This is a genomic window from Candidatus Tisiphia endosymbiont of Beris chalybata, assembly GCF_964026555.1.
In the GTDB taxonomy this organism is placed as follows: domain Bacteria; phylum Pseudomonadota; class Alphaproteobacteria; order Rickettsiales; family Rickettsiaceae; genus Tisiphia.
On the sequence record NZ_OZ032159.1, the window covers coordinates 1,226,510 to 1,248,450 of the forward strand.

The following is a 21,941-nucleotide window of genomic DNA, read 5'->3' on the forward strand; positions in this document are numbered from 1 at the left end:
AAAAACAATTAGGCAAAGTGAGTAGGTATATGAATAGTTTATTTTCTTTCTTAGGCCTTTTAATGCTGTTTACTTTTCAAATATATGCAAGTGACAGTATAGTCAAACCCGGCCTATTTTATAATCATTATGTACAAGATCAGCATGTTATTCATGTATTAACTATTGACCCTAAATATTTTTCTGTAGAGTTAGTTAAAGCCCATAATCAAGTAATTGGGAGAGAAACAGTAGAAGCTATTGGATTACGCACAGGAGCGGTCGCTGCTATTAATTCTGGTTTTTTTGAAATTGGTAATAGTGAGGATGGGCGTCCAAGCCTGACATTAATGATTCATGGTCAACTTTTTGGTCTTAGAAAACAATTGCAAAGTTTACTGATACTAGATCAAGGTAACTTGCAAATTACCCAAGGAACGGCCAAAATTTCTCTAGAAGTAGATAAAACATTAATTATCCCAAATCAAATTAATTTTTTTTCTAACTCTAAGGATATTAGTCTATATAATGATGTATGGGCGCCTACTTCATTAACGCCTTATACTAATAGAGAAGTTCTGATAGATAATAATTTTATTGTAACTGAAGTCAGTAATCATGGGGATAATCTAATTCCCATAAAAGGTTTAGTGTTATCTTTTCCAGCTGCAAGAGCTTTACCTGTCATAAAACAAGGAGATCATGTAAAACTGCATTTAGAATTTATAGATAAAGATAATAGTCCTATCAAGCTAAGTAAAACTGCCTCAATAGTAAGTGGTATACCCCTATTAGTGCAAGATGGAAAAAGCGTAAATAAATGGGCCTATTGGGCAAGGGATAACTGAAGCTCATGCCCGTACTGCTTTAGGAGTACGATCAGATGGCACTATAATTATAGTTGTTGCTGAGCATCTTTATAAACAATCTATCAAATCTCTTACATTAGGACAAATTAGCACAATTTTAAGAAAAGAAAAAAACATCGCCAGGGAAAAATTAACCATTTCTGAGGTTGTAAAGATTTTAGAAAAAAAATTTAGTGATAAAGAAGTGAGAGGATTAACTATACAAGAACTAGCGGATTACATGACTGCGCTTGGATGTGTAGTAGCAATTAATTTAGATGGTGGGGGATCTTCTACATTGTTTATGGAGGGAAAAATTCTTAATAATCCTACTGGAGATAAAGAGGAAGCCTTAGGAGAAAAGGTATTACGGCCAGTATCAGATGCAATTATAATAAAACAACTCTAAAGGCTACTTTACACCATTAAAGAGGCTACTGTCAAACGCTATTACTATGACAGCCATCAGCAGCTTAAAGAGCACTTGCATAACTTTATCAATGCCTATAACTTTGCGAAAAGGCTTAAAACTTTAAAAGGACTAACTCCTTATGAATTTATTATAAAATCCTTCCAATTAGAACCAGAAATATTTATAGTAAATCCACACCATTACACCCTGGCACTAAACACACCTAGCTGAATTTTATAGTAGTGTTGATATACAAAGCGCAGAGCTTCAGTTCTCTTTCTGGTAAAACTCCTTGGGAGAAATATAAAGATCTAAAATCTTTCGTTCCTTTTATACGAGAAATTGAAAAAAATTATGACCCATTAAAAGAACCGTTTATTATGCAAAATTACAAATATAATAACAAATTAAAGGTAATTAATAAACCTAAAAACACATAATCCGTGTCATTAGTTAGGAATTGACCAAACAGTCTTGTTGTATAGTCACTTAGGTTAAACTAGCTACGTTGTTGCTCGTCGCTTACCTAGTATCTCCTAGGCTTCACTCCTCGCGCCTAGTATCTAATTCCACCTAAGTGACTATAACTATCTCTATAAATCACCCATCAATTTCCTGAGAATGAATAGTCACCTACTAAAAATGAAATAAGATTTTACGTAAATGGTCTAAGCCTACCCGAAAGAAAGATTGAGCTTTACGTTGATATTTTCTGAGTTTTATCTGCACAAGGTTATGTTGCCAAGTGCCTACTTATGCGGTTTGATTGGCAAATAGATTAAAATTTTTGATATTTATCCACCATCCAATTGATAAATGTACTATCCACAGACTGTTTTTTGAGAGAATATTGATACACTTCTTTTATTAAATCAATAAGATTGGTGAATGGGAAATTTAAATTTCTTTCAATTAGAATCTCTATAGTGGCGCTCGTTGCGTTACTAAAGATCTCCATTTGTTCCATAGAAAGCAGCTCTCCTTTAAACTCTTCTTCCTCAATAAAAATTGAATCTAAGCTCACGTCAAGTGCTTTGGCAATTAATTGCAAAGTATGAGCACTTGGGTTTTTAGAGGTTCCAGAGATAATACTGTATATAGTATTTCTATTTAAACCCGTTGTTTTTTCGATATCTATAGCAGATATTCTTTTTTGAGTCATCAACTCATTAATTTTATTATTAACACTTACCATTAAATATAATTTCATAATATGAGTTAGTTAATTAACTATAACATTTAGGAGCTAAAATGTAAATAATGGAATAATATTTAATATATAAAAACAATATATCATGATAATTTGATGATAAATTAAATTATCTGCTTTACATATTAAAAAATAAGTGTAAAAATTAAAAGTAACACTGGCTAAGAACGCTAGAGTTAAAGTTAAGCGTTTTAAATAACTAAAAGTTGAAGGAGTATTATTTTTATATCGTATACTCGAATTATCCATAGAATGGGATTTTCAAAGAGATCTCTCTCGCAACTTGCATCTAACAGGGAATTTGAAGGAGCCTCTTCGCTCCAAACCGCAGTATACTCAAGTGTATGTGAGGGTTTGAGTCTAGATTCAACCTGCAAATTACCAGCTCGATACGAGCTGAGGCAGAGGTCTAACGGATGGTGAGCGAGAAGAGAAAAGACTTCTTGCAGAATTCGTATCGAGCAGGGAATTTGTAGGAGACATGGAACGCAAGGCCCGCAGCGCACTAGGGGGCAGCTGAGGATTCGAGGGATCGACGCACAAATTACCAACAGGAGTAGAATTATGATGCAAGAAGTCTAAAGCAGTACCTAAGGTAGGTAGGCACTCTGCGTCCATAATATTTTTAAAAAATAATTTTTTAAATCATTCGAGTATAGCTGAATTTTATGCTGGAGTTGCCTAAGGCCGAATAATACCATTTCCCTATTATAAATAGATATATGAACAATTACATATAGATTTTATAGTTTCTATTGAAATAGATTGAATAAATTCAATTACAGCATCTTCAAGTTTAGTTAAACAATCGTAAACTTTATTTTTTAATACCGAATCTTTTAAATGTTGCCACAACCTCTCTACAGGATTTAACTCTGGACTATATGGTGGTAAGTACATAATCTCAATATTAGCTGGTATTGTAAGACCTTTATGCCATCCAGCTCCATCCATCACTAGTATAACTTTTGTAGTTATATGTTTCGCAAATTCATTAAGAAAAACTTGCATACAGGCCTTATCAACATTCGGAATAATTAAACTAAAAGAGTCTCCATCTCTATGATTTGTAGCAGAATAAAGATAAAATGATTTAAATCCCAGCTTTGTAGGAACTGGAGTCCTACTGCCTTTTTCAAACCATCCTAAACCATGTTTTGTATTGGTCCCAAACCTAGTCTCATCAAAAAAATAAATAGGTACCATAGGATTATCTTGGTGTACTTGTTGTAGATTTTTTTTTGAATTCTTCTTGAGAAGATGTGTCAGCTTTGTAATGCCTCTTTCTACCAGTAATATGCCTAAACCCAAGTGCCCCTAGCATTCTATGTATACTAGATTTTTCTATATCTATATCAAATTTTTCTTTTATCACTATCTTTAATTTCTTAATCGTAATACTACTGTCTCTCTTTATCAAAGTTTTAATCTCATCTTTTTGAGCAGTATTTAATTTTGATCTAGAAGGCTTTGCTATGTTCTTGAGACCATCAATGCCTTGATCTCGAAATAGAGCAACCCATCTATGTAGCGAAGATCTGTTGATATCATAAACTTCCGCTACTTTCTTAATACCATGCTTACTCGATGCTAGTATGGCTTTTAATCTTGTTACTACAACACCATTCTTCCCTCCGTTATTCAAAGCTTCCCTTGCTTTTAATACTAATTCGTCATTTATCATTTTTGATACTTTAGGCATTTCCTTGTTACTTCCTATTATTTCATTATTACCTAGCTTTATATCATAAATTACTCATTCTATCAATCTAATATCTCTGCTTATAATGGGGAAATGGTATAAGTAATAGCCTTCCTGCATAAGTCCATCTAGTTGGTAACTTTGTCTTTGCAACCGGGGGTATGAAGCTTTGTAGCTGCTGCTACGTAGCCCCTAGTAGCCGGCTTTGTTCCTTCTACAAATTCCGAATAGGGCTACTTTGATTTATATACGCAATAGATTTCAAGAGTTGGATTTTATTTGGCAGGGGTGAGCGCGCGGAGCGTACAACTAAGTACGTGAGCACGTGCAACTTTGATAAAATGAAAAAACAACTCTTGAAAGGCGAAGAGTATACATACATTCTACGCTAAGGTGGCACAAGCTTTATGAGTAATTACTGAGCCCACGAACCCATGGAAGGTAAAAAAGCAATTCGGCTAAATAAGTAGTAGCTATATAAATCAAACTATAAAAATTCCCTTTGCCAAACCTAGGTTCTGTTGACAAAATTTTTTAGTAGACTTTTTGAGCAGATTTTTACCAAAAATATAAGTGAATTTTGCAGAAATAGCCCTCCTATTTCCAAAAATTGTCCTGTATTTGCAGGAAAACCATGCCAGAAAAGGGCCTAAAAATTTTGTCAACAGAACCTAGCGCCCTGAAAGCAAACTTGCTATTAGGCCTTGTTTTAACTTCACTAGGGACTTTTATGGCTAGGGAAATTTGATAAAGTTGCCTAAATATTATTCATCAGTTGATTGGGTAAGTGTTCTAATTTAACTTTATAGAAAATTAAATTTTTTAAAAAATAAAATAATAACAAATTGTATTAATTACTAAAACTTATAACTAGGTATAGAGAGGTAAATGTGTCAATAAATAAAAATAATATTAATGAAAACTGGCAACATGAGAAAGGAATGAAAGAATTAGAAGGAAAAATATTTGCGCTGTCTGGGAATGTGTTAGCACTTAGAATAGAATTAACTGAAGATCATAGGAAAATAGAAAGTTATTTCAGAGTATTAACTGATCAATTATTTGAGATGCAAAAGAATATAGAGTTTATCCGCGCTTATCTGGATATTCAAGTAGCAGATGATGAAGGGTGGGAAGAGGCGAATAATAAATAAGGTTAGACAGAGCCTTATAATACCATTTTCCCAAACTAATCATCTACGTTCGTCGTACTTCATGATCTCCGCTCCTCACGTACTAATATGTACGCTCCGGTGTAGGGCACTCGTATACTGCTCGCGCCTGAAGAGTTGGTAGACGATAGAATCAACTTCAAGAAGAGCTAGGAGTGTGAAAGATAGGGATAGGAAGAAACCTCACAGCTCCTCCCTCCCACACCACCGTACATACGGGTTCGTATACGGCGGTTCAGGCGGTTGATCAAGTTAAACATTTTAATCTTGGCAAACCAAGCTCTTCAAAATACTTGTTTGGCATAGCTATACATAATGCAGGACTAGAACTAATATGCCAAGGTCCTTTATTAGTTCCAGCTGTTTGGACGGAAAGGTTATATCCAACACCTCTACGTCGAAGTTGAATAGCTTTGTTCTTTCCAATCTTCCACTGACGCCAGAAAGCACAACGTAACCTCCTGCGTATCCATGCTTCTAAGCCTGTCAATACTGAAGGTGTTTGACAATGCTTATAATAGCTCAACCATCCTGTGAGATATTTTCCTAGATCAGTTATTACTCTCTCCATACACATGCCTTTGCCAGCTTGTGTATATTTTCTAATTTTCTTCTTGAGTTGTTTTATTACCTCTGGCGCAATTCGCCTCTTCGGCATCTTGCCACTCGTAAAGCTAAATCCTAGAAAAGAACAACGATAAGTCTTTGCTCCCACACTTTTCTGCTCATTTACTTTTAGTTTGAGCTTCTTTGATATAAAGAATTTCAGGCCATTCATCACTCGATTTCCTGACCTTTCAGTCTTTACGTACACATTACAGTCGTCTGCATAACGGCAGTACCGATGTCCACGCCGCTCAAGTTCTTTGTCAAGTAGATCGAGCATAACATTTGATAGCAAGGGCGAAAGTGGCCCCCCTTGAGCGGTTCCTTCTTCCCCATAACTCACCAATCCATTTTGCATTATACCTGCATTCAGAAATGCACGCAAAAGCTTAAGAACCCTCTTGTCGGTTATTCGTTTTTACATTTCACTCATCAGTTTATCGTGATTCACTAGACCTCTTGCATAACCTAAAGATAATTGAAGAATTTTTAGGAGAAACGAAGTCGAGTACCGCAGCGTACATAGACGTACGTGAGGAACAGAGAGGAGTTTCGACGACAAAATTACCAATTAGATTAGGTTATGCAAGAGCTCTATTGAAACAGTTTTTGATTTTCTAAAAAATAAAATGAATCTTGAGCATACAAGACATAGATCTCCTATTAATGCTTTTGTTCATATTCTTTCTACCCTAGTTGCTTATTCTCTAAAAAAAACTAAACCTTCCACAAAACTTGACTTTAATCTATATATTCATAACTCCCTTATCCAGAATTAACGTAACATTATGTTTTTTTAATACTTTATGTATAGTAGCAGTAGAAAATGAAATTTCATATAAGCGCTTTAGCTCATTCTGAATACGCCTCGCACCCAATTTTCTTCCTTGTCTTAAACCTAGTATTCGTTGCTCTTCTGTATCATTTATTTTTTGCCCAGGAGATGTCTTTGGTTTTTTGCTTAGATCGTGTAGTCCTGCTACACCTAATAACTCATAACGTTTGTACCATTTGCGTAAAGTAAACCTTGAAATATCATAATAGTTACAAACCTTTCCCGCGTTACCCACCTCTTCATATAATTTAACCCAATTTAAGCGTAATTTAATCTTAGGTGCCATTCGTTTATTTTAATAATTAAACTACATTTAATCTTACATTATTATTGTAACTATGTCTATAAATCACACAAATTAAAACATAAGCATGATTTTAAGTTTTAGATAACTAGATCGCTCTACCAGCTCTCGAGTTATACTTAATATTTAGTAGTTTGCGAGTTTTATGGTATAATGAGTAACGTGTAAAACTATCAAAACTCTTAAATAAATTACTATTTATGTCTATTTCAAAATTTTTAGATCCTAAGAACGATGTTGCATTTCGCCGTATATTTGGCTCGGAGAAGAATAAAGACATTCTTATTCATTTCATTAATGATGTGCTAGAGCTTAAAAGTGGTGATAGAATTAAAGAAGTAACTTTTTTGCCCACTATCCAGGACCCTGAAATTGCTTCAAAGAAGCAAAGCATAGTAGATGTTTTATGCAGGGATGAAAATGGCGTCTCGATTATTATTGAGATGCAGGTATCTCCACAAGAAGGTTTTGAGAAACGAGCTCAGTATTATGCAGCTAAAGCCTATTCACGGCAGTTAAATAAAGGCAAAGAAGAAGGAGCTAGATATATAGATCTAAAGTCGGTAATATTTATTGCTATCAGTGATAATATTATTTTTAAAGATAAAGTTTGTTATAAATCTGATCATATTATTTTAGATAAAGAGAGCTATACTCATGATTTACAAGATTTTTCTTTTACTTTTATAGAACTACCAAAGTTTAAAATCACTGATATCAATTTACTAACTAATATTATAGAGAAGTGGTGTTTTTTCTTTAAGCATGCAGACGAAACTAGTGAGGCAGACTTACCTAGGATCATAGGATCCGATCACGTGATAGAGAGGGCTTATGAAGAATTAAACCAGTTTAATTGGACGGAAGAAGAATTGCTAATTTATGAGCAAGAGACTAAACGTATTATAGATAATAAAGCAGCAGAAGATTACCTGATAAAAACTGCTGAAGCCAGGGGTGAGGCTAGAGGAGAAGCTAGAGGAGAAGCTAAAATGATAAAAATGATGAGAGATAATGGTTATTCTGTTGAAGAAATCGCTAAAATGACAGGATTATCAGTTACTAAAATCAATGAATTATTAAAAACACAATCCTAAAAAATTGATAAAAGTACTTGCGTTATTTTAAAAGGTCAATTATGATGGAGCTATACTATAATTAGGGGGTGTTGTAATCTAAATTTCGTGAGATTTTTATACAATTACTTGGTATGTAATTTTAGTGATGGGGAAATAATTTGCTAAAAAAGTCACACTATATTCTGAATATGCGCTTTTACCCAGTAAATTACAAATGCATTAAATATTTTTAATTTCTTCCTCAAAATATTGTCTGATTTAAAGCGTTTTTAGTGGTAAGTTTATATCTCAACTTATAAAACTATGTCAACGTTATTTCTTCTAAAAACAGTCTTATTTCAGTAATTCGCGCTAGTAATCTTCTAAAAACAGCAGAGGGACAAGGTTTTACTGATAAAACAGTGCGAAAAATAAATTCTGAAGTAGGATTAGGGATCAAGCTTGTCAGACCTAGCGGGAATTGCTGGTCTTATTTTGTCTTTTTCAAACACAAACCATTTTACTAACTATATTAGTTGTTTTGCGATTGTATATTTTGTCTTATTTGCTGCCCTTCTGTGACTTAAGTAAAAATTTCTGCAACAGTTTGAAACTTAGCATAACATTTGCATATTATCAAATATTTTATTTTGCTAATTGTAGGATAAGCAGAGCACATTACTATACTATTTTCCTGACCCTCTTCACTACTCTTAAAAAAATTCCTCATTTTATTAGAACACATCTTCCGGAAAAAAAAGAGCTTTCCCAATAGAACGCCTATTTGCTTAATTGGGAAGAAATATTTCCCCGCTTTTTTTCTCGTTCAACAAAAGAAAGGCTAGGATTAGGTAGAACAACATCTAAAGTGTTTTTTTCTTTATTCTCTTTAATATTTTGCAACTCTTTTATTGATTCTGGCACGGATAAACCTTTTTTATGTAAGTTTACCATAATATCAATATTTTCTAGCGCAAACTTACACATAATAGGATTTGCATGTTCTAATTGCCGTAAGAAGGGGTTTATTTGATTAAAGTTAGTAATAATATGTTCAACTAAATCAGGGTCTTTCTCTCGTACTGCAGTTAGTTGCTGCAAAGATATACCCACACCATGTAAGGCTAGAATACTAGATGCATTTTCTACTAGCCAGTTAGCCAGTGCATGATTTTCAGGCTCTTTATTATAGATATCTACTAATTCGTTAATTGGTAAACCATCGTTCGTAAGCCATTCAATCGACTCTCTTCCTTCCATTAACCAAAAAACTAGCTCATAATCTTCCTTATTCCATATTTCCTGCAGTTTGTCATTAGACAAGCCCAAGCTTTGCAATTTTTCTAAATGCTCGGTGCAGAGCATTAGCTTTTGAGTTGTTTTAGGATCTGTATCACGTATATCTATCAATTTGTCATAAGGGAAACCTGCTTGATTTAATAGGTAAACACTTTTTCCGTTTTTTACTAACCATTGAGCTTTCTCCGGATTTTGATCATCTATGTTCTTTAATTTATCCAAGGATAAACCTGCACTAGTTAAATAATCAAATTGTTGAGCATGTTCTATTACTATGCCTTTATGTACTTCATACTCTTTTTTGTATTGTGTTAATGACTTTAACAATTGGGAGATATTAAGACTATTTAATTGTTCTAAAGGACGGTATAAATTTTGAGTAATTTTATGAAATTGTTGTTGTACTTCAGAAGATTGAATTGCGTTATACCATTGCTGATTAGTTGGGTCTTGGGGATGCACAATACCATGTTCGCAAAGATATGCAAAATTTTGTTGTCCCTCATGCACTAGCCTTTCTAAATCTTCTAGGCTTTGATAATCAAATAGATTAGGATCCTCAATAATACATGGTGTAAAACCATTTTTTATTAACTCCCTATTTAATATTAATACTACAAATGTACGACTATTAAAATCCAAATAAGGATGAGTTCTTTCTAAGTCTCTCACCATTTTTAATATATTATGTAATGTCTTTTCTTCGTTGTTATATCTTTCAATTATCTTATATAAATATTGTTCCGTTATTTCCTGGCTTTCTGCTCTATGAAACCAAGGCTTCCTATGTCGGTATGGTAGCTCTTCCAATCCTACACTTTTCATAAGTTCTTGTGCGTCGAACTGCTTTAACTCGGTTTCTGTAACAGTGAGGGACATTCTAAAAGCTATGCTACTATTAGGAATCTTAATAATATCATCTACTTTCATACGATCAATATTATTACCATAGCTACCTTCTCTATATAATGCTATACGAACTTGCTCAACAATTTCTCGCGATAAATCATTATCAATAGATGACAGCATATTTTTATAGGCGTTTAATATACCATTAGTACACCCTGGCTCCACTTCTTCCCATTTTGCAAAAGCCTGCCGATCACTGTGCCTATCAGCATTGAATAGACCTAATCTTATTGCTGTGCTAGGATCATTTAATACTAACTGTAAATCCTGTAAACTTTTATTATCTTGTGGCATTTTTATTTCCCATTTTATTAATTATCTCTTTACATAGGCAAGCAGTTCAGCTAATACTTTTATGCTATTATGTTGAGCCGCTACATGTAGTGCGGTATCACCATCTTTATCTCGGTGAGTTAGAAAGCTGGCATCCCTGTCTATTCTTGTTGATTCATTCATAAGATTATTAAGCACATCAATGAACTCTTGCTTTACAGGTTTTGATAGATTCGGATCCTCCCATAATTCTCTTAACTGATTTAAGCCAGTCTGAAGAGCTGATGTATTCTTCTCGTTCATCCTCATTTCTAAATTTCTTCTGGTCCTCCTCTTCAAAATCCTTATCCTTATTCAGCAATGCCCGCTAAGTCTGGCAAGCCTGATACCTAAGCCTACTTCAGAATTTATTTTTCGCACTGTTTTATAAGTAAAACCTGATCTCTCTGCTGTTTCTAGAGAATTATTAGCGGGAATTGCTGATCCTTATTAACAAATATTGACAACTGATTTATCATCTCCAATATGTCATGCTTCCTAACCCCAAGTACGGCACTGTTAACAAAATAAGTTATAAGCTTTAATAAGAGCAAGAGCGATAAAGCTGAGGAAGGTACAGTCAAGTTTATCAAATCGCATAGCAATTCGTTTGTTTTCTTTAAGCCTACCAAAAAGTCTTTCAATAATATGTCGTTTTCGATAAAGTGTAGTATCGTAAAAATCTTTTGGGGTTAAGTTAGAATCATTAGGTAAATACACACCTTTTAAGGGTATAACTGGGATAGCATTTTTCGATTTAATAAAGTTCCTAATATTTCTGCTATCGTATCCCTTGTCTGCTACAACAAAGCCTATTTTGTCCCAAGGCCAATCGTGCCATAATTGCTCTACTGTTTTACAATCTTGTCTTTGAGAGGGAAATAGCTGACAATTAACTAAGCTATTTTGAGTAATAGATAAATGCATCGTAGTTCCTAACCCTTTTCTACCTCTCCCTATTGATTGTGGCCCTTTCTTTTTTTAAAGCACCTCCTCCATGTCTATGCAAAGGTATAATTGATCCATCTACAAACACTATATCCATTAACAATTGCTTGAAGCTCTGTAAATAATATAATAAACGCCAAAAAAATCCTTTTTCACTCCATCTCTTATATCTTGTATATATTGTATGCCAATTACCATATTCTACAGGAAGATCACGCCATGCGATACCAGTCCTTAGCACATATAATACCCCACAAAAAAACTTATAATGGCTTACTGTCATAGGACGACCTGGTTTCTTTAACTCTCTTTTGATAGCTGGCTCTACCAACTCTTCAAACTTACTTTCACTAATTGGGTATTTTCTTTCTGCTTTCATAATTGAACCTTCTTACTTGCTCAATTATTCTATCCCATATTTTCTCATTTACAACTTATTTTGTTAACAGTGCCACAGCATAATCGGTTAAGCTATTGACAAGGAGTATGCTAATGCTTCAAAAAAATCAGTAAAATTTACGGCAATTTTACGAATATGATTTTTTATCCTAAACCAGTGATTCTCTATTGGATTTAAATCAGGCGAATAAGTAGGCAACAATATAATACTCGCTCCTACACTTTCTACTAATGTTCGTAATGCGCCCCGAAAACTAGAGCAGTGATAGAGAGACTATTTTATGTTAAAATAAATATAAAATAGGAGCAGTCGAAAATGAGTAAGCCAAAAAGTTACAGTAAAGAATTTAAGTTTAAAGTATCGCTAGAGATGATCCGAGGAGATTTGAGTATTGCTGAAATAATCTCAAAATATCAAGTTCCAAGGTCGGTAATGACAAGGTGGAAGAAACAATTTTTGGAAAATGGTGCTGATATTTTTAAGTTTAGCTATGAAAACGGTAATTCCTCTAGTTCTACAAGCGAAATAGAGAAACTGCATGCAACTATTGGCAAATTGAAGGTAGAAAACGATTTTTTGCAGCTCGTATCTGCCAAGTTGAAACTATAAAGAGGAAAGTGATGGTAGATAAGGATTATAAAGATTTAAGTGTTCGTCGGCAAAGTCAGCTATTGAATCTGAACCGCTCCAGCCTATATTACAAGGATTCGGAGAAGGATCAAGATAATTATTTAAGTAATAGAATAGTTGAGATCTATAGTAATTATCCGATATATGGTTACCGGCGAATAACGGCGATACTTAGGAGAGAAGTGGTAATTGTTAACAGCAAAAAAGTCAGGAGGTTGATGAAACTAATGAATTTGCAAGCAATTTACCCTTCGATTAATACAAGTAAAAGAAACCTAAAAGAAGCTATTTATCCATATTTGCTATCAGGGTTAGAGGTTATAAAGCCAAATCAGGTATGGCAGGTGGATATCACTTATTTAAGGGTACAAAGTGGTTTTATGTATTTGGTTGCATTAATCGATGTTTATACTAGATTAGTAGTAGGATATCGTTTATCAAATAGTTTAAATACAGAGAGCTGTTTGCTAGCGTTAGAAGATGCTATAGCTAAATATGGGAAGCCGTCGATAATTAATAGTGATCAAGGTAGCCAGTTTACCAGCGAGGATTGGATTAATGAATTGAGGAGATGCGTCATAAGCATCAGCATGACGGGCAAAGGCAGGTGTAACGATAATGCCCATATTGAGCGTTTATGGCGATCGTTTAAGTATGAGGGGTCGTATTTATACCGGTGTACTTCAGTTTTAGAGTTGAAAAATAATATCCCGAAATGGTTGAATTGGTATAACAATCAAAGGCCCCATCAGGCTTTGGAGTACAAAACGCCGTTTGAGATATATAGTGGATTTATGGATAAGTCTTGCGACTTACCCACAATTCCACTATTACCACAACAGCTACAAAATTATAAAAATAATATTTTTGTAGATAGTTTATGAAAATAATAGTCTCTCTATTTAAAGCTTTTTTGGTCTAAACATAGGGGCGCAGTTCAGTTTCTATTTCTTTTCTCTTATGAAAGTTAATATTTTATCCATAACTACTACTTGTCCTTGCTTTAGTTCTCTAATTAAGAAATCTTTTATATAAGTTTCGAATAAAATAGAATTACATGTTCCTTCGAATAGTAAAGGTGCAATAATCTGCTTATTACAAAGTCCTGCTATCATCGATACCCTTCTTTTGTGCTGATAGACTTTTTTGTCATAGCACCTTGATCCCTTTGCGCTCCAGCCGTTAGTAGGACATGCGTTATCTTCTATACCAGACTCATCTAAATATACTAACTTCTCTAGCGGTATTTTTTCTATCTCTTTGATAAACTTCTCCCTTGCAACTTCATCTCTTTTAGGATGAATAAAAGTTTTTTTTATAACTATAACCTAATTTTTGAATCCCATGCCAAATAGTAGTAGCACCACATTTACCAAAAATTCTTGCTAATTCTTTTAAACTTTTATCTTGGTTATTATCAATAAATTCCTTAAATTCTTCCATATCCTTTATCTTATTATTATGTCCTTTTTGATACCCCTTTTTAGGTGTTATATCACCCCCTTCTTTTTTTATATTTTGCCATTTATGTAGTGTTTGCCGTGAGATATTTAGTAACTCCTTGACTTTACTTACACTCATTCCTGCTTCTATTAGCTTTATCGCTCTTATTCTTAATTCGTATGGATAAGGTTTGCTCATTTTAATCATAAGTTTTTTTATATGTATAGCTTATAACTTCTTATTAACCGTGTCAATAGCTTAATCGATTATGCTGTACTATGAGAGAATACGTGAGCACAACCGAATCCTGCAAAATCAAGTGTCACCAGCTAAATGTCGCAGGCTATACGCTGCGCGCTCGCCATTTAAAATAAAATCCAATGCTTGAAGTACGAGCGTATATACAAGAAATTAATTATATTAATCCAGTCATTAGAGGCTGGTACCAATATTACGGGAAATTCTATAAGACTACATTGAAATGGCTATGGAGAAATCTTAACCATTACTTAAGTTGCTGGGTTAGGCGCAAATATAGCAAATATCAAAGGCACAAAGTCAAGGCATGTAGATATTTAGCGAACATAGCCATAACAAAACCTGTTTTATTCTTTCACTGGAAATTAGGGTATGTCCTAACGGCTTAGATATTGGGAGCCGTATGAGCTGAGAAGTTCACGTACGGTTCTGCAAGGGGCTTGTGGTGTAATCCCTCAGGACTACTCACCATAGTAGAAATATTAGGAACTTTATTAAATCGAAAAATGCTATCCCAGTTATACCCTTAAGGTGTGTATTTACCTAATGATTCTAACTTAACCCCAAAAGATTTTTACGATACTAAACTTTATCGAAAACGACATATTATTGAAAGACTTTTTGGTAGGCTTAAAGAAAACAAACGAATTGCTATGCGATTTGATAAACTTGACTGTATAGTATAGTCCATTAAGGTGTGTACAGGGTATTTATCTTCAAGTATGCATGACTACTATGCTTCCCGCGTACTCTCGTGTATGTATCATAGTAACCTAAGCTATACCTTCCTCAACTCTATCGCTCTTGCTCTTATTAAAGCTTATAACTTATTTGTTAATAGTGCCATAGCTTGTATCATTATGATATAGACACAATAGTGTGTTGGCAGTATAGTAGTCATGGATACTTGACAGTAAATACCCTGTACGCACTTTAATGGCCTATACTATATCATAAATCAAAGAAAGTAAAAGAATACCTGGTAAATAGCACAATAGAATTAATATTTTTACCTCCATATAGCCCTAATCTTAATCCTATTGAACGATTATGGAAGTTTATGCATAGAATTGTAACAAATAATAAATTTTACCATAATTTTGCTCAATTTGCAGAAGCTATAGATAGATTTTTTGGTAACATTGATCAGTACAAACATAAATTGAGTACTCTCATAACTGATCAATTCCAAACCATTCCCCTTAACCATTTCTCCAACTCTTCAGGTTAATTGAGTATATCTGATACTTAACACTTAACTGACAAATGCACAATGGTTGAGCATGTTATTTAATTTTTTTGCTCATTTTTTATCAGGACAAGTTAATATATAGGATATGGTACCGTTTTTCTCAACTATTCTTTTCATGAAGCCATGCTGTATCAATTCTTCTATAGTTGCTTCTATTTCCTCAGTAGTTTTGCCCTGCATTACTGCCATATCTTGTATACTAATAGATTGCTGCATATTATTTATCACCTAATTCTTTAATTTTTCTAATGATTCTTTAGTCAATCCGGTATATTTAATAATCTTTTCCATTGGTTCATTATTTAAGAACATTTCTTTTGCGCTAGCTATAGCTTGTTTAGCTTCGCCAATCCCTATACCTTCTTCTTTGCCTATTTGGATACCTTCTTCTATTCCATCTTGTTTATATTTCTTGATAGTATTGGTTTGGATTCGGAGCCATTTCAGGTGATCTTCGTAATCTTCTCTTTCCGCCTGGCTAAAGTTCATCACTTCAAGTACATTTAGAGCTTTTTTCAGCCCTATTCCTTCTAGGTTTTGCGGCAGGTTATCTTTGTCTAATAAATTATATTTAGTTAAAAAGGCTGCCCAAATATCAAGAGAAGTCTGTATTTTGGCAATTAGACCTGATAGCTCATTGCCAACCGCATCAGCAAACTTCTTTAACTCTATAGTATGAAGCTCTAAATCTTTAAAATATTTACAACCATTATCTTTCTCAACAATATGAAATACATTATGATACTTATCAGATTCTGGGATACTAGTAAAGTTCAGAATATGAATACCTATGGCTTTAGAAAGAAGAGAATAATCTTCAGATTCCTTTAATTGCTCGGTATAAAGTTTAGCCCAGTAATATAAGGCTCTTTTATCATAGTCAGCTTCATCACTAATTTGGATTTCAATATTGAATCTTTTACCATCAATTCCTAATGCTTTAATGTCAAGGATAGATAATTTATCATTTCTAAAGTTTTTAGGATTATAGGGGTTAAGTAGAGTAAGCTGCGCTACTTGATCTTCTTGAGACACGATGGAATTGATTAAGGAAATAAGTAAGTCCTTATTTTCTTCAACACCGAAGATTTTCTTAAAAGCAATGTCGACGCGAGGGGTAATTCTTTCCATATTTATGAGTTTCACTAGAATTTATTATTGTAAGTAATTATACCATAGAAACGGCAAAGGTACTATCATAAAGGAAGATAGCTTTGAGCTTTTCTACGTTTAGTGATAGCATAGAATAATTGAACCTTCTTACTTGCCCAATTATTCTATCCCATATTTTCTCATTTACAACTTATTTTGTTAACAGTGCCATACTAAAATGCATTGAATTAGAATGAAGTAACTTTAAATATTATATATTTTTTTTAACGAGAAATGATTAGTAGTCAAATAAAAATCCTTATAATTCTTAGTTTAATATTAATATAAATAATGGTAAAAAAGTTATGCTGAATAGAGACAATATTGCTAATGTTATTAAATTTCAGGCACCATTTGAACGCCTTAAATCATATATTAATTGTCCTGATATTGCCTTACAAAGCAATAATTACCCAAGCAATTATTGATGCCACTAATATATCCGAATTACCTGTAGCAAAAAAATTGGAACAAGAAGCAAAGGCTTGGATCTTTGGAGGCGGTGAATCATTTAAATCTACCTGCCTAGAAGGGGGGATTGAACCTACTTTTGTGGTAAAAGTTACTAAAGAAATTATAAAACTACATAAACGTCAGTCTAGATTTAGGAATTCCTTTAAAAAAACGCTAACTTCGATAAATCCCCTTACCCAATTTATTTCGGCTAGCAAAATGGGAAGAACTCAAAACATTAAGCGCAGGCATATTTAAATAGTACTTACCATTATAGTCTTTGGCTGATAAGTGACGCAATCAGTGCTCGTCGCAGGTTACTTAAATTACAGCTTGCTTTATACAAGCCTAGGCTCAAAAGAAATAACTAAACTATAACAGAAGGATACCATAAAATTTTCTACTAATCACCAATACAATCTAATGCGTGCTTACACTATACTCTTCGCTTTTCAAGAGCTGTTATTTCATTTTATCAGGGATTTGCGTGCTTATGCGCTACTTTGTATACTGCGCGCGGCCAGATAAAAGTCAACTCTTTGAAATCCATGAAGTATACCTCAAGGGAATTAAATGACTCTTGAGGTATATACTGCTCGTACCTGAAGAGTTGGTAGACGATAGAATCAACTTCAAGAAGAGCGAGGAGTGGCAAAGTCGAGCAGCGCAGCGTGCTATAAAGTACGTGAGCAGCCTCGATCTTTAGGGCACGACGACGCCAATTCTTGCAGTTCCTAGAGTATACTTCAACGCAAAGGCAGCAAAGAGGGCCAGGCAGCTTCCGTTTTGATACTCTACGTTCTGGGCAGGAAATTTTTATAACTTGAGTTATGCGTATTTTATCTGCAAAATAGCAGAAATTTTTTGCAATAGGCACTATTTCTACAAGCGAGCTTGGCAAGAGGTCTAATGATTACTTAGTCTCTTTTTATATTATATCGCCCTTAAAAAAGAGTAAACTTTTAGATAACACGCTATATTTTAAGCAGTGACTACCGCTTTAACCGTTGTATCCGTTTTAATATTTACTCGAAGTTTTTCTTGAATTCTCGCGGCTTTACCACTTAACTTTCTTAAGTAATAAAGTTTAGCACGCCTTACAATGCCATATTTAACTACTGTTATGGAGTGAACCATAGGAGAACAAATCATAAATCTTCGCTCTACTCCTTCTCCATGGCTTACTTTCCGTACAACGAACGACGAAGCAATCCCACTATTTCTTCTCGCAATTACTACCCCTTCATAGGCTTGTAATCTCTCAACTACTTTTTCTTTGCCATCTTTTTCAAATGAGCGATCAATTATTTTGACCATAACTTTTATGGTATCCCCTGCTTTAAAAACAGGAATTTTTTTATTTTCTGTTAGCTTGACAACTTGTTGTTGTTCAAATTCTTTAATAATGTTCATCGACTCCCACTCCTAGTAACACTTAATAATTCTGGCCTACGTTTTTTAGTAATTTCAATAGATTGCTGTTGTTTCCACTCTCTAATTAACTGATGATTACCAGACAACAAAACATCAGGGACTTTTTTTTCTCTCCACTCTACTGGTCTAGTATATAAAGGGCATTCAAGCAAACCGCTAAATTCCCCATTCTGTTCAAAAGATTCTGATTGTAATGTCTCTTTGTTTGTTAATACATTAGGAAGTAATCTAATCAAACAATCCAGAATAGCGAGCGCTGCTATTTCGCCCCCTGATAGAATATAATCCCCTATACTGATTTCGACAATATTATACTCTTCAATTAGGCGTTCGTCAATCCCTTCAAAGCGTCCACATAAAATTATTATTTCGCTTTTTTTAATAATTTCATGAGCCATAGCTTGGGTAAATAGTTTTCCTCTGGGGGAGGGATAGTATATTTGTACATCCTTTTGAGTAGATAGTACATGTTCTATGCAATTTCCCCCCACGTCTGGTCGCATTATTAACCCATTCCCCCCACCATACGCCTCATCGTCAACTTTTTTATGTTTAGTTAAGCCGAAGTTTCTAATGTTAATTATCTCATAATCCCAAATCCCGTTCCGAAGGGCTTGCCCTGCAAGAGAATATTGTAAAGGCCCAGGGAACATATCAGGAAATATAGTTAATATTGAAGCGTGTAATAAAGACATGCAAAAAATATAATAATTATAAACAAAAAAATTGCTTTGATTTATATTATAGTTTATATAATTAAACAATATATACTGTTAGATATTTATTGTCCTCAGTTTTTACTGCGTACTGTAAATATCTAAGTAGATGTAAGACATATCTTGTTAACTAAACTAGCAGCAGCACTAAAGTATAGCAAAGTGCATTATCGTAAAAAACTTATTTACTATCTCGGGGCATAGCGCAGTCTGGTAGCGCATCTGGTTTGGGACCAGAGGGTCGGGAGTTCAAATCTCTCTGCCCCGACCATAAAAGAACAAAAATCACATAATTATAGTGTCTTGCAGGCACTGAATTCCTAGTACTCATGACATTTTCCCTATTATTGAGGTTAAGGCTTAAAGTGTAGGAAAAATTGCATTATCTGTCAATCTTTATTCATATTATGCTCAGGGCTGCCTCATATAAAAAATTATATAAGTAATATTGAATAAAAATTATTATAGTAGTGGTTACAAATAAGTGAGTGGTAACCATGAGAGAAGAAGAATTACGAGAAAGTTTTGAAGACTTTATTAATGGAATAAATGATCATAGAGTTGATAGGAATAAGCTTCATAGTGTGGAGGAGATTTTATTTTTTGACTTTAACTGCAATTATTTGTGGAGCAGAAGGTTGGCGAGATATTGAACGATTTGGCAGGTTAAAATTAGAATTTTTACGTACGGTGTTTCCATATGCTAATGGAATTCCTTCTGACGATACGTTACGACGTTTTTTTCGAGTACTTGATCCTAAAACATTCAGCACATGCTTTACCGTTTGGGCAAGTAGCTTAAAACTTCCAAGTAGCACACATATAGCTATAGATGGGAAAGTGTCTCGTCATACATTCGATGGTGATAAGAATCCATTACATATGGTATCAGCTTTTGCTAGTGAATGTCGAACAGTGTTAGCACAAGAGAAAGTATCTGATAAAAGTAATGAAATTACAGCAATACCTAAATTACTTGGTATTCTAGACATAAAAGGAGCTATTGTTACCATTGATGCTATGGGCTGTCAAAGAGAGATTGCCCAAGCAATTATCGATAAAGAAGCAGATTACATATTATCATTAAAAGGTAATCAAGGAAATTTACACCAAGATATTAAGTTAGTATTTGCAGATAAAGAGTTGCTGAATGAATTGTCAGTTGATATCAATCAAACAACTGACGGAAGTGAGCATGGACGTATTGAAGAACGGATTTATCGAGCTGTTACTATGCCACAAGAATTACAGGAGCAACATAATTGGCCGGAGCTTAAGACAATTATAGAGGTTATAAGTAAACGAGAAATAAAAGGAGTTTTATCTGAAGAAACAAGATATTACATTAGCTCTTTAGAGCAAGAAGCAGTAAAAATCGGTATGGCAATCCGATCTCATTGGGCTATTGAGAATAGTGTGCACTGGATTTTGGATGTTAGTTTTAGAGATGATGATTCACGTATTAGAAAAGGTAATGCTCCTCAAAATATAGCTATTATTAAACACATGGCATTGAATGTATTATACCATTTCCCTATTATAAATAGATATATGAACAATTACATATAGATTTTATAGTTTCTATTGAAATAGATTGAATAAATTCAATTACAGCATCTTCAAGTTTAGTTAAACAATCGTAAACTTTATTTTTTAATACCGAATCTTTTAAATGTTGCCACAACCTCTCTACAGGATTTAACTCTGGACTATATGGTGGTAAGTACATAATCTCAATATTAGCTGGTATTGTAAGACCTTTATGCCATCCAGCTCCATCCATCACTAGTATAACTTTTGTAGTTATATGTTTCGCAAATTCATTAAGAAAAACTTGCATACAGGCCTTATCAACATTCGGAATAATTAAACTAAAAGAGTCTCCATCTCTATGATTTGTAGCAGAATAAAGATAAAATGATTTAAATCCCAGCTTTGTAGGAACTGGAGTCCTACTGCCTTTTTCAAACCATCCTAAACCATGTTTTGTATTGGTCCCAAACCTAGTCTCATCAAAAAAATAAATAGGTACCATAGGATTATCTTGGTGTACTTGTTGTAGATTTTTTTTTGAATTCTTCTTGAGAAGATGTGTCAGCTTTGTAATGCCTCTTTCTACCAGTAATATGCCTAAACCCAAGTGCCCCTAGCATTCTATGTATACTAGATTTTTCTATATCTATATCAAATTTTTCTTTTATCACTATCTTTAATTTCTTAATCGTAATACTACTGTCTCTCTTTATCAAAGTTTTAATCTCATCTTTTTGAGCAGTATTTAATTTTGATCTAGAAGGCTTTGCTATGTTCTTGAGACCATCAATGCCTTGATCTCGAAATAGAGCAACCCATCTATGTAGCGAAGATCTGTTGATATCATAAACTTCCGCTACTTTCTTAATACCATGCTTACTCGATGCTAGTATGGCTTTTAATCTTGTTACTACAACACCATTCTTCCCTCCGTTATTCAAAGCTTCCCTTGCTTTTAATACTAATTCGTCATTTATCATTTTTGATACTTTAGGCATTTCCTTGTTACTTCCTATTATTTCATTATTACCTAGCTTTATATCATAAATTACTCATTCTATCAATCTAATATCTCT

30 protein-coding genes, 1 tRNA gene and 3 pseudogenes are annotated in these 21,941 nt (G+C 33.8%); 16 read left to right on the forward strand and 18 right to left on the reverse strand.

All coding sequences use genetic code 11. The annotated features are described in order from the left end of the window. Positions 1 to 29: 29 nt before the first annotated feature. The 3 genes and pseudogenes from AAGD44_RS05915 to AAGD44_RS05925 form a co-directional block, all read left to right on the forward strand. A complete protein-coding gene (locus tag AAGD44_RS05915; RefSeq protein ID WP_341763798.1) occupies positions 30 to 827 on the forward strand; it encodes a hypothetical protein in 798 nt (265 codons plus the stop codon). A gap of 205 nt (positions 828 to 1,032) precedes the next feature. After that, positions 1,033 to 1,236: a phosphodiester glycosidase family protein gene (locus tag AAGD44_RS07860; RefSeq protein ID WP_410520976.1), complete on the forward strand. Its 204-nt coding sequence runs from the start codon at positions 1,033 to 1,035 to the stop codon at positions 1,234 to 1,236. Further along, positions 1,237 to 1,470: pseudogene (locus AAGD44_RS05925) on the forward strand (IS3 family transposase); the annotation flags it as partial. 547 nt (positions 1,471 to 2,017) lie between these two features. Here the strand turns inward: AAGD44_RS05925 and AAGD44_RS05930 are convergent. The 3 genes from AAGD44_RS05930 to AAGD44_RS05940 form a co-directional block, all read right to left on the reverse strand. Next, positions 2,018 to 2,434: a helix-turn-helix transcriptional regulator gene (locus AAGD44_RS05930; RefSeq protein WP_341763799.1), complete on the reverse strand. Its 417-nt coding sequence runs from the start codon at positions 2,432 to 2,434 to the stop codon at positions 2,018 to 2,020. 723 nt (positions 2,435 to 3,157) lie between these two features. Then, positions 3,158 to 3,655 (reverse strand): IS630 family transposase, encoded by a 498-nt coding sequence (locus AAGD44_RS05935; protein WP_341763542.1) that lies wholly within the window; start codon positions 3,653 to 3,655, stop codon positions 3,158 to 3,160. A 4-nt stretch (positions 3,656 to 3,659) separates the two neighbouring features. Continuing rightward, positions 3,660 to 4,151 carry a helix-turn-helix domain-containing protein gene (locus AAGD44_RS05940; RefSeq protein WP_341763541.1) on the reverse strand — a complete coding sequence of 164 codons (492 nt, stop codon included), beginning with the start codon at positions 4,149 to 4,151 and terminating at the stop codon, positions 3,660 to 3,662. A gap of 890 nt (positions 4,152 to 5,041) precedes the next feature. On the opposite strand from AAGD44_RS05940, the gene AAGD44_RS05945 reads away from it, so the two are divergent. Then, a complete protein-coding gene (locus tag AAGD44_RS05945) occupies positions 5,042 to 5,305 on the forward strand; it encodes a hypothetical protein (protein WP_341763800.1) in 264 nt (87 codons plus the stop codon). Positions 5,306 to 5,570: 265 nt separating this feature from the next. On the opposite strand, the gene AAGD44_RS05950 is transcribed toward AAGD44_RS05945, so the two are convergent. Further along, on the reverse strand, positions 5,571 to 6,314 hold the full coding sequence (locus AAGD44_RS05950) for a group II intron maturase-specific domain-containing protein (protein WP_341763801.1): 744 nt from the start codon (positions 6,312 to 6,314) through the stop codon (positions 5,571 to 5,573). Positions 6,315 to 6,388: 74 nt separating this feature from the next. Between AAGD44_RS05950 and AAGD44_RS05955 the strand changes: the two genes are divergently transcribed. Together AAGD44_RS05955 and AAGD44_RS05960 are read left to right on the forward strand one after the other, a co-directional pair. Continuing rightward, a complete protein-coding gene (locus AAGD44_RS05955; RefSeq protein WP_341763802.1) occupies positions 6,389 to 6,550 on the forward strand; it encodes a palindromic element RPE1 domain-containing protein in 162 nt (53 codons plus the stop codon). 8 nt (positions 6,551 to 6,558) lie between these two features. Continuing rightward, a complete protein-coding gene (locus AAGD44_RS05960; RefSeq protein ID WP_341763803.1) occupies positions 6,559 to 6,708 on the forward strand; it encodes a hypothetical protein in 150 nt (49 codons plus the stop codon). Here the strand turns inward: AAGD44_RS05960 and AAGD44_RS05965 are convergent. Next, complete coding sequence (locus AAGD44_RS05965; protein ID WP_341763804.1) at positions 6,676 to 7,050, reverse strand: helix-turn-helix domain-containing protein; 375 nt, start codon at positions 7,048 to 7,050, stop codon at positions 6,676 to 6,678. The two genes, AAGD44_RS05960 and AAGD44_RS05965, sit on opposite strands and share 33 nt — an antisense overlap. A 218-nt stretch (positions 7,051 to 7,268) precedes the next feature. Between AAGD44_RS05965 and AAGD44_RS05970 the strand changes: the two genes are divergently transcribed. Beyond that, the gene (locus AAGD44_RS05970; protein WP_341763805.1) at positions 7,269 to 8,165 is read left to right on the forward strand and encodes an Rpn family recombination-promoting nuclease/putative transposase; all 897 of its coding nucleotides are present in this window, start codon (positions 7,269 to 7,271) and stop codon (positions 8,163 to 8,165) included. A 741-nt stretch (positions 8,166 to 8,906) separates the two neighbouring features. On the opposite strand, the gene AAGD44_RS05975 is transcribed toward AAGD44_RS05970, so the two are convergent. From AAGD44_RS05975 to AAGD44_RS05995, 5 genes and pseudogenes are all read right to left on the reverse strand, one after another. Next, on the reverse strand, positions 8,907 to 10,628 hold the full coding sequence (locus AAGD44_RS05975; protein ID WP_341763806.1) for a hypothetical protein: 1,722 nt from the start codon (positions 10,626 to 10,628) through the stop codon (positions 8,907 to 8,909). Positions 10,629 to 10,649: 21 nt separating this feature from the next. Continuing rightward, a complete protein-coding gene (locus tag AAGD44_RS05980; protein WP_341763807.1) occupies positions 10,650 to 10,910 on the reverse strand; it encodes a hypothetical protein in 261 nt (86 codons plus the stop codon). 255 nt (positions 10,911 to 11,165) lie between these two features. Next, on the reverse strand, positions 11,166 to 11,573 hold the full coding sequence (locus AAGD44_RS05985) for a transposase (protein WP_341763808.1): 408 nt from the start codon (positions 11,571 to 11,573) through the stop codon (positions 11,166 to 11,168). A 19-nt stretch (positions 11,574 to 11,592) separates the two neighbouring features. Next, on the reverse strand, positions 11,593 to 11,973 hold the full coding sequence (locus tag AAGD44_RS05990) for a transposase (RefSeq protein WP_341763809.1): 381 nt from the start codon (positions 11,971 to 11,973) through the stop codon (positions 11,593 to 11,595). A gap of 87 nt (positions 11,974 to 12,060) precedes the next feature. Next, positions 12,061 to 12,225, reverse strand: a pseudogene (locus AAGD44_RS05995) (transposase); the annotation flags it as partial. 84 nt (positions 12,226 to 12,309) lie between these two features. On the opposite strand from AAGD44_RS05995, the gene AAGD44_RS06000 reads away from it, so the two are divergent. Both AAGD44_RS06000 and AAGD44_RS06005 read left to right on the forward strand, forming a co-directional pair. Next, positions 12,310 to 12,603, forward strand: a complete 294-nt coding sequence (locus AAGD44_RS06000; RefSeq protein ID WP_341763459.1) for a hypothetical protein — start codon at positions 12,310 to 12,312, stop codon at positions 12,601 to 12,603. Positions 12,604 to 12,614: 11 nt separating this feature from the next. Continuing rightward, the gene (locus AAGD44_RS06005) at positions 12,615 to 13,508 is read left to right on the forward strand and encodes an IS3 family transposase (RefSeq protein WP_341763476.1); all 894 of its coding nucleotides are present in this window, start codon (positions 12,615 to 12,617) and stop codon (positions 13,506 to 13,508) included. Between the two features lie 60 nt (positions 13,509 to 13,568). Here AAGD44_RS06005 and AAGD44_RS06010 read toward each other — a convergent pair whose 3' ends face one another. After that, a complete protein-coding gene (locus AAGD44_RS06010) occupies positions 13,569 to 13,949 on the reverse strand; it encodes a transposase (RefSeq protein WP_341764697.1) in 381 nt (126 codons plus the stop codon). After that, positions 13,918 to 14,265 carry a helix-turn-helix domain-containing protein gene (locus tag AAGD44_RS06015; protein WP_341763810.1) on the reverse strand — a complete coding sequence of 116 codons (348 nt, stop codon included), beginning with the start codon at positions 14,263 to 14,265 and terminating at the stop codon, positions 13,918 to 13,920. The genes AAGD44_RS06010 and AAGD44_RS06015 overlap by 32 nt, the downstream gene beginning before the upstream one ends. A 182-nt stretch (positions 14,266 to 14,447) precedes the next feature. Here AAGD44_RS06015 and AAGD44_RS07865 point away from each other — a divergent pair, with 182 nt between their 5' ends. From AAGD44_RS07865 to AAGD44_RS06020, 3 genes and pseudogenes are all read left to right on the forward strand, one after another. Further along, positions 14,448 to 14,714 (forward strand): group II intron maturase-specific domain-containing protein, encoded by a 267-nt coding sequence (locus AAGD44_RS07865; RefSeq protein WP_410520977.1) that lies wholly within the window; start codon positions 14,448 to 14,450, stop codon positions 14,712 to 14,714. 186 nt (positions 14,715 to 14,900) lie between these two features. Then, a pseudogene (locus AAGD44_RS07870) lies at positions 14,901 to 14,996 on the forward strand (IS5/IS1182 family transposase); the annotation flags it as partial. A gap of 272 nt (positions 14,997 to 15,268) precedes the next feature. Then, entirely contained in the window at positions 15,269 to 15,556 is a 288-nt protein-coding gene (locus AAGD44_RS06020; RefSeq protein ID WP_341764698.1) for a transposase, read from the forward strand. A gap of 72 nt (positions 15,557 to 15,628) precedes the next feature. Here the strand turns inward: AAGD44_RS06020 and AAGD44_RS06025 are convergent, their stop codons facing one another. Together AAGD44_RS06025 and AAGD44_RS06030 are read right to left on the reverse strand one after the other, a co-directional pair. Beyond that, positions 15,629 to 15,793, reverse strand: a complete 165-nt coding sequence (locus AAGD44_RS06025; RefSeq protein WP_341763811.1) for a hypothetical protein — start codon at positions 15,791 to 15,793, stop codon at positions 15,629 to 15,631. Positions 15,794 to 15,805: 12 nt separating this feature from the next. After that, a complete protein-coding gene (locus AAGD44_RS06030; RefSeq protein WP_341763812.1) occupies positions 15,806 to 16,708 on the reverse strand; it encodes an Rpn family recombination-promoting nuclease/putative transposase in 903 nt (300 codons plus the stop codon). Between the two features lie 375 nt (positions 16,709 to 17,083). Here AAGD44_RS06030 and AAGD44_RS06035 point away from each other — a divergent pair, with 375 nt between their 5' ends. Then, positions 17,084 to 17,440 carry a hypothetical protein gene (locus AAGD44_RS06035; RefSeq protein ID WP_341763813.1) on the forward strand — a complete coding sequence of 119 codons (357 nt, stop codon included), beginning with the start codon at positions 17,084 to 17,086 and terminating at the stop codon, positions 17,438 to 17,440. Between the two features lie 723 nt (positions 17,441 to 18,163). On the opposite strand, the gene rplS is transcribed toward AAGD44_RS06035, so the two are convergent. Together rplS and trmD are read right to left on the reverse strand one after the other, a co-directional pair. After that, positions 18,164 to 18,595, reverse strand: a complete 432-nt coding sequence (gene rplS / locus AAGD44_RS06040; protein WP_341763814.1) for a 50S ribosomal protein L19 — start codon at positions 18,593 to 18,595, stop codon at positions 18,164 to 18,166. Next, the gene (gene trmD, locus AAGD44_RS06045) at positions 18,592 to 19,311 is read right to left on the reverse strand and encodes a tRNA (guanosine(37)-N1)-methyltransferase TrmD (RefSeq protein ID WP_341763815.1); all 720 of its coding nucleotides are present in this window, start codon (positions 19,309 to 19,311) and stop codon (positions 18,592 to 18,594) included. The genes rplS and trmD overlap by 4 nt, the downstream gene beginning before the upstream one ends. 215 nt (positions 19,312 to 19,526) lie before the next feature. Between trmD and AAGD44_RS06050 the strand changes: the two genes are divergently transcribed. The 3 genes from AAGD44_RS06050 (at position 19,527) to AAGD44_RS06060 (ending at position 20,901) form a co-directional block, all read left to right on the forward strand. Then, a tRNA-Pro gene (locus tag AAGD44_RS06050) sits at positions 19,527 to 19,603 on the forward strand. A 226-nt stretch (positions 19,604 to 19,829) separates the two neighbouring features. Next, entirely contained in the window at positions 19,830 to 19,985 is a 156-nt protein-coding gene (locus AAGD44_RS06055; RefSeq protein ID WP_341763816.1) for a hypothetical protein, read from the forward strand. Further along, entirely contained in the window at positions 19,936 to 20,901 is a 966-nt protein-coding gene (locus AAGD44_RS06060) for an ISAs1 family transposase (RefSeq protein ID WP_341763817.1), read from the forward strand. Before AAGD44_RS06055 ends, AAGD44_RS06060 begins: the two co-directional genes overlap by 50 nt. Here the strand turns inward: AAGD44_RS06060 and AAGD44_RS06065 are convergent. After that, on the reverse strand, positions 20,870 to 21,367 hold the full coding sequence (locus tag AAGD44_RS06065; protein WP_341763542.1) for an IS630 family transposase: 498 nt from the start codon (positions 21,365 to 21,367) through the stop codon (positions 20,870 to 20,872). The two genes, AAGD44_RS06060 and AAGD44_RS06065, sit on opposite strands and share 32 nt — an antisense overlap. A gap of 4 nt (positions 21,368 to 21,371) precedes the next feature. After that, positions 21,372 to 21,863 (reverse strand): helix-turn-helix domain-containing protein, encoded by a 492-nt coding sequence (locus tag AAGD44_RS06070; protein WP_341763541.1) that lies wholly within the window; start codon positions 21,861 to 21,863, stop codon positions 21,372 to 21,374. Between the last annotated feature and the right edge of the window lie 78 nt (positions 21,864 to 21,941).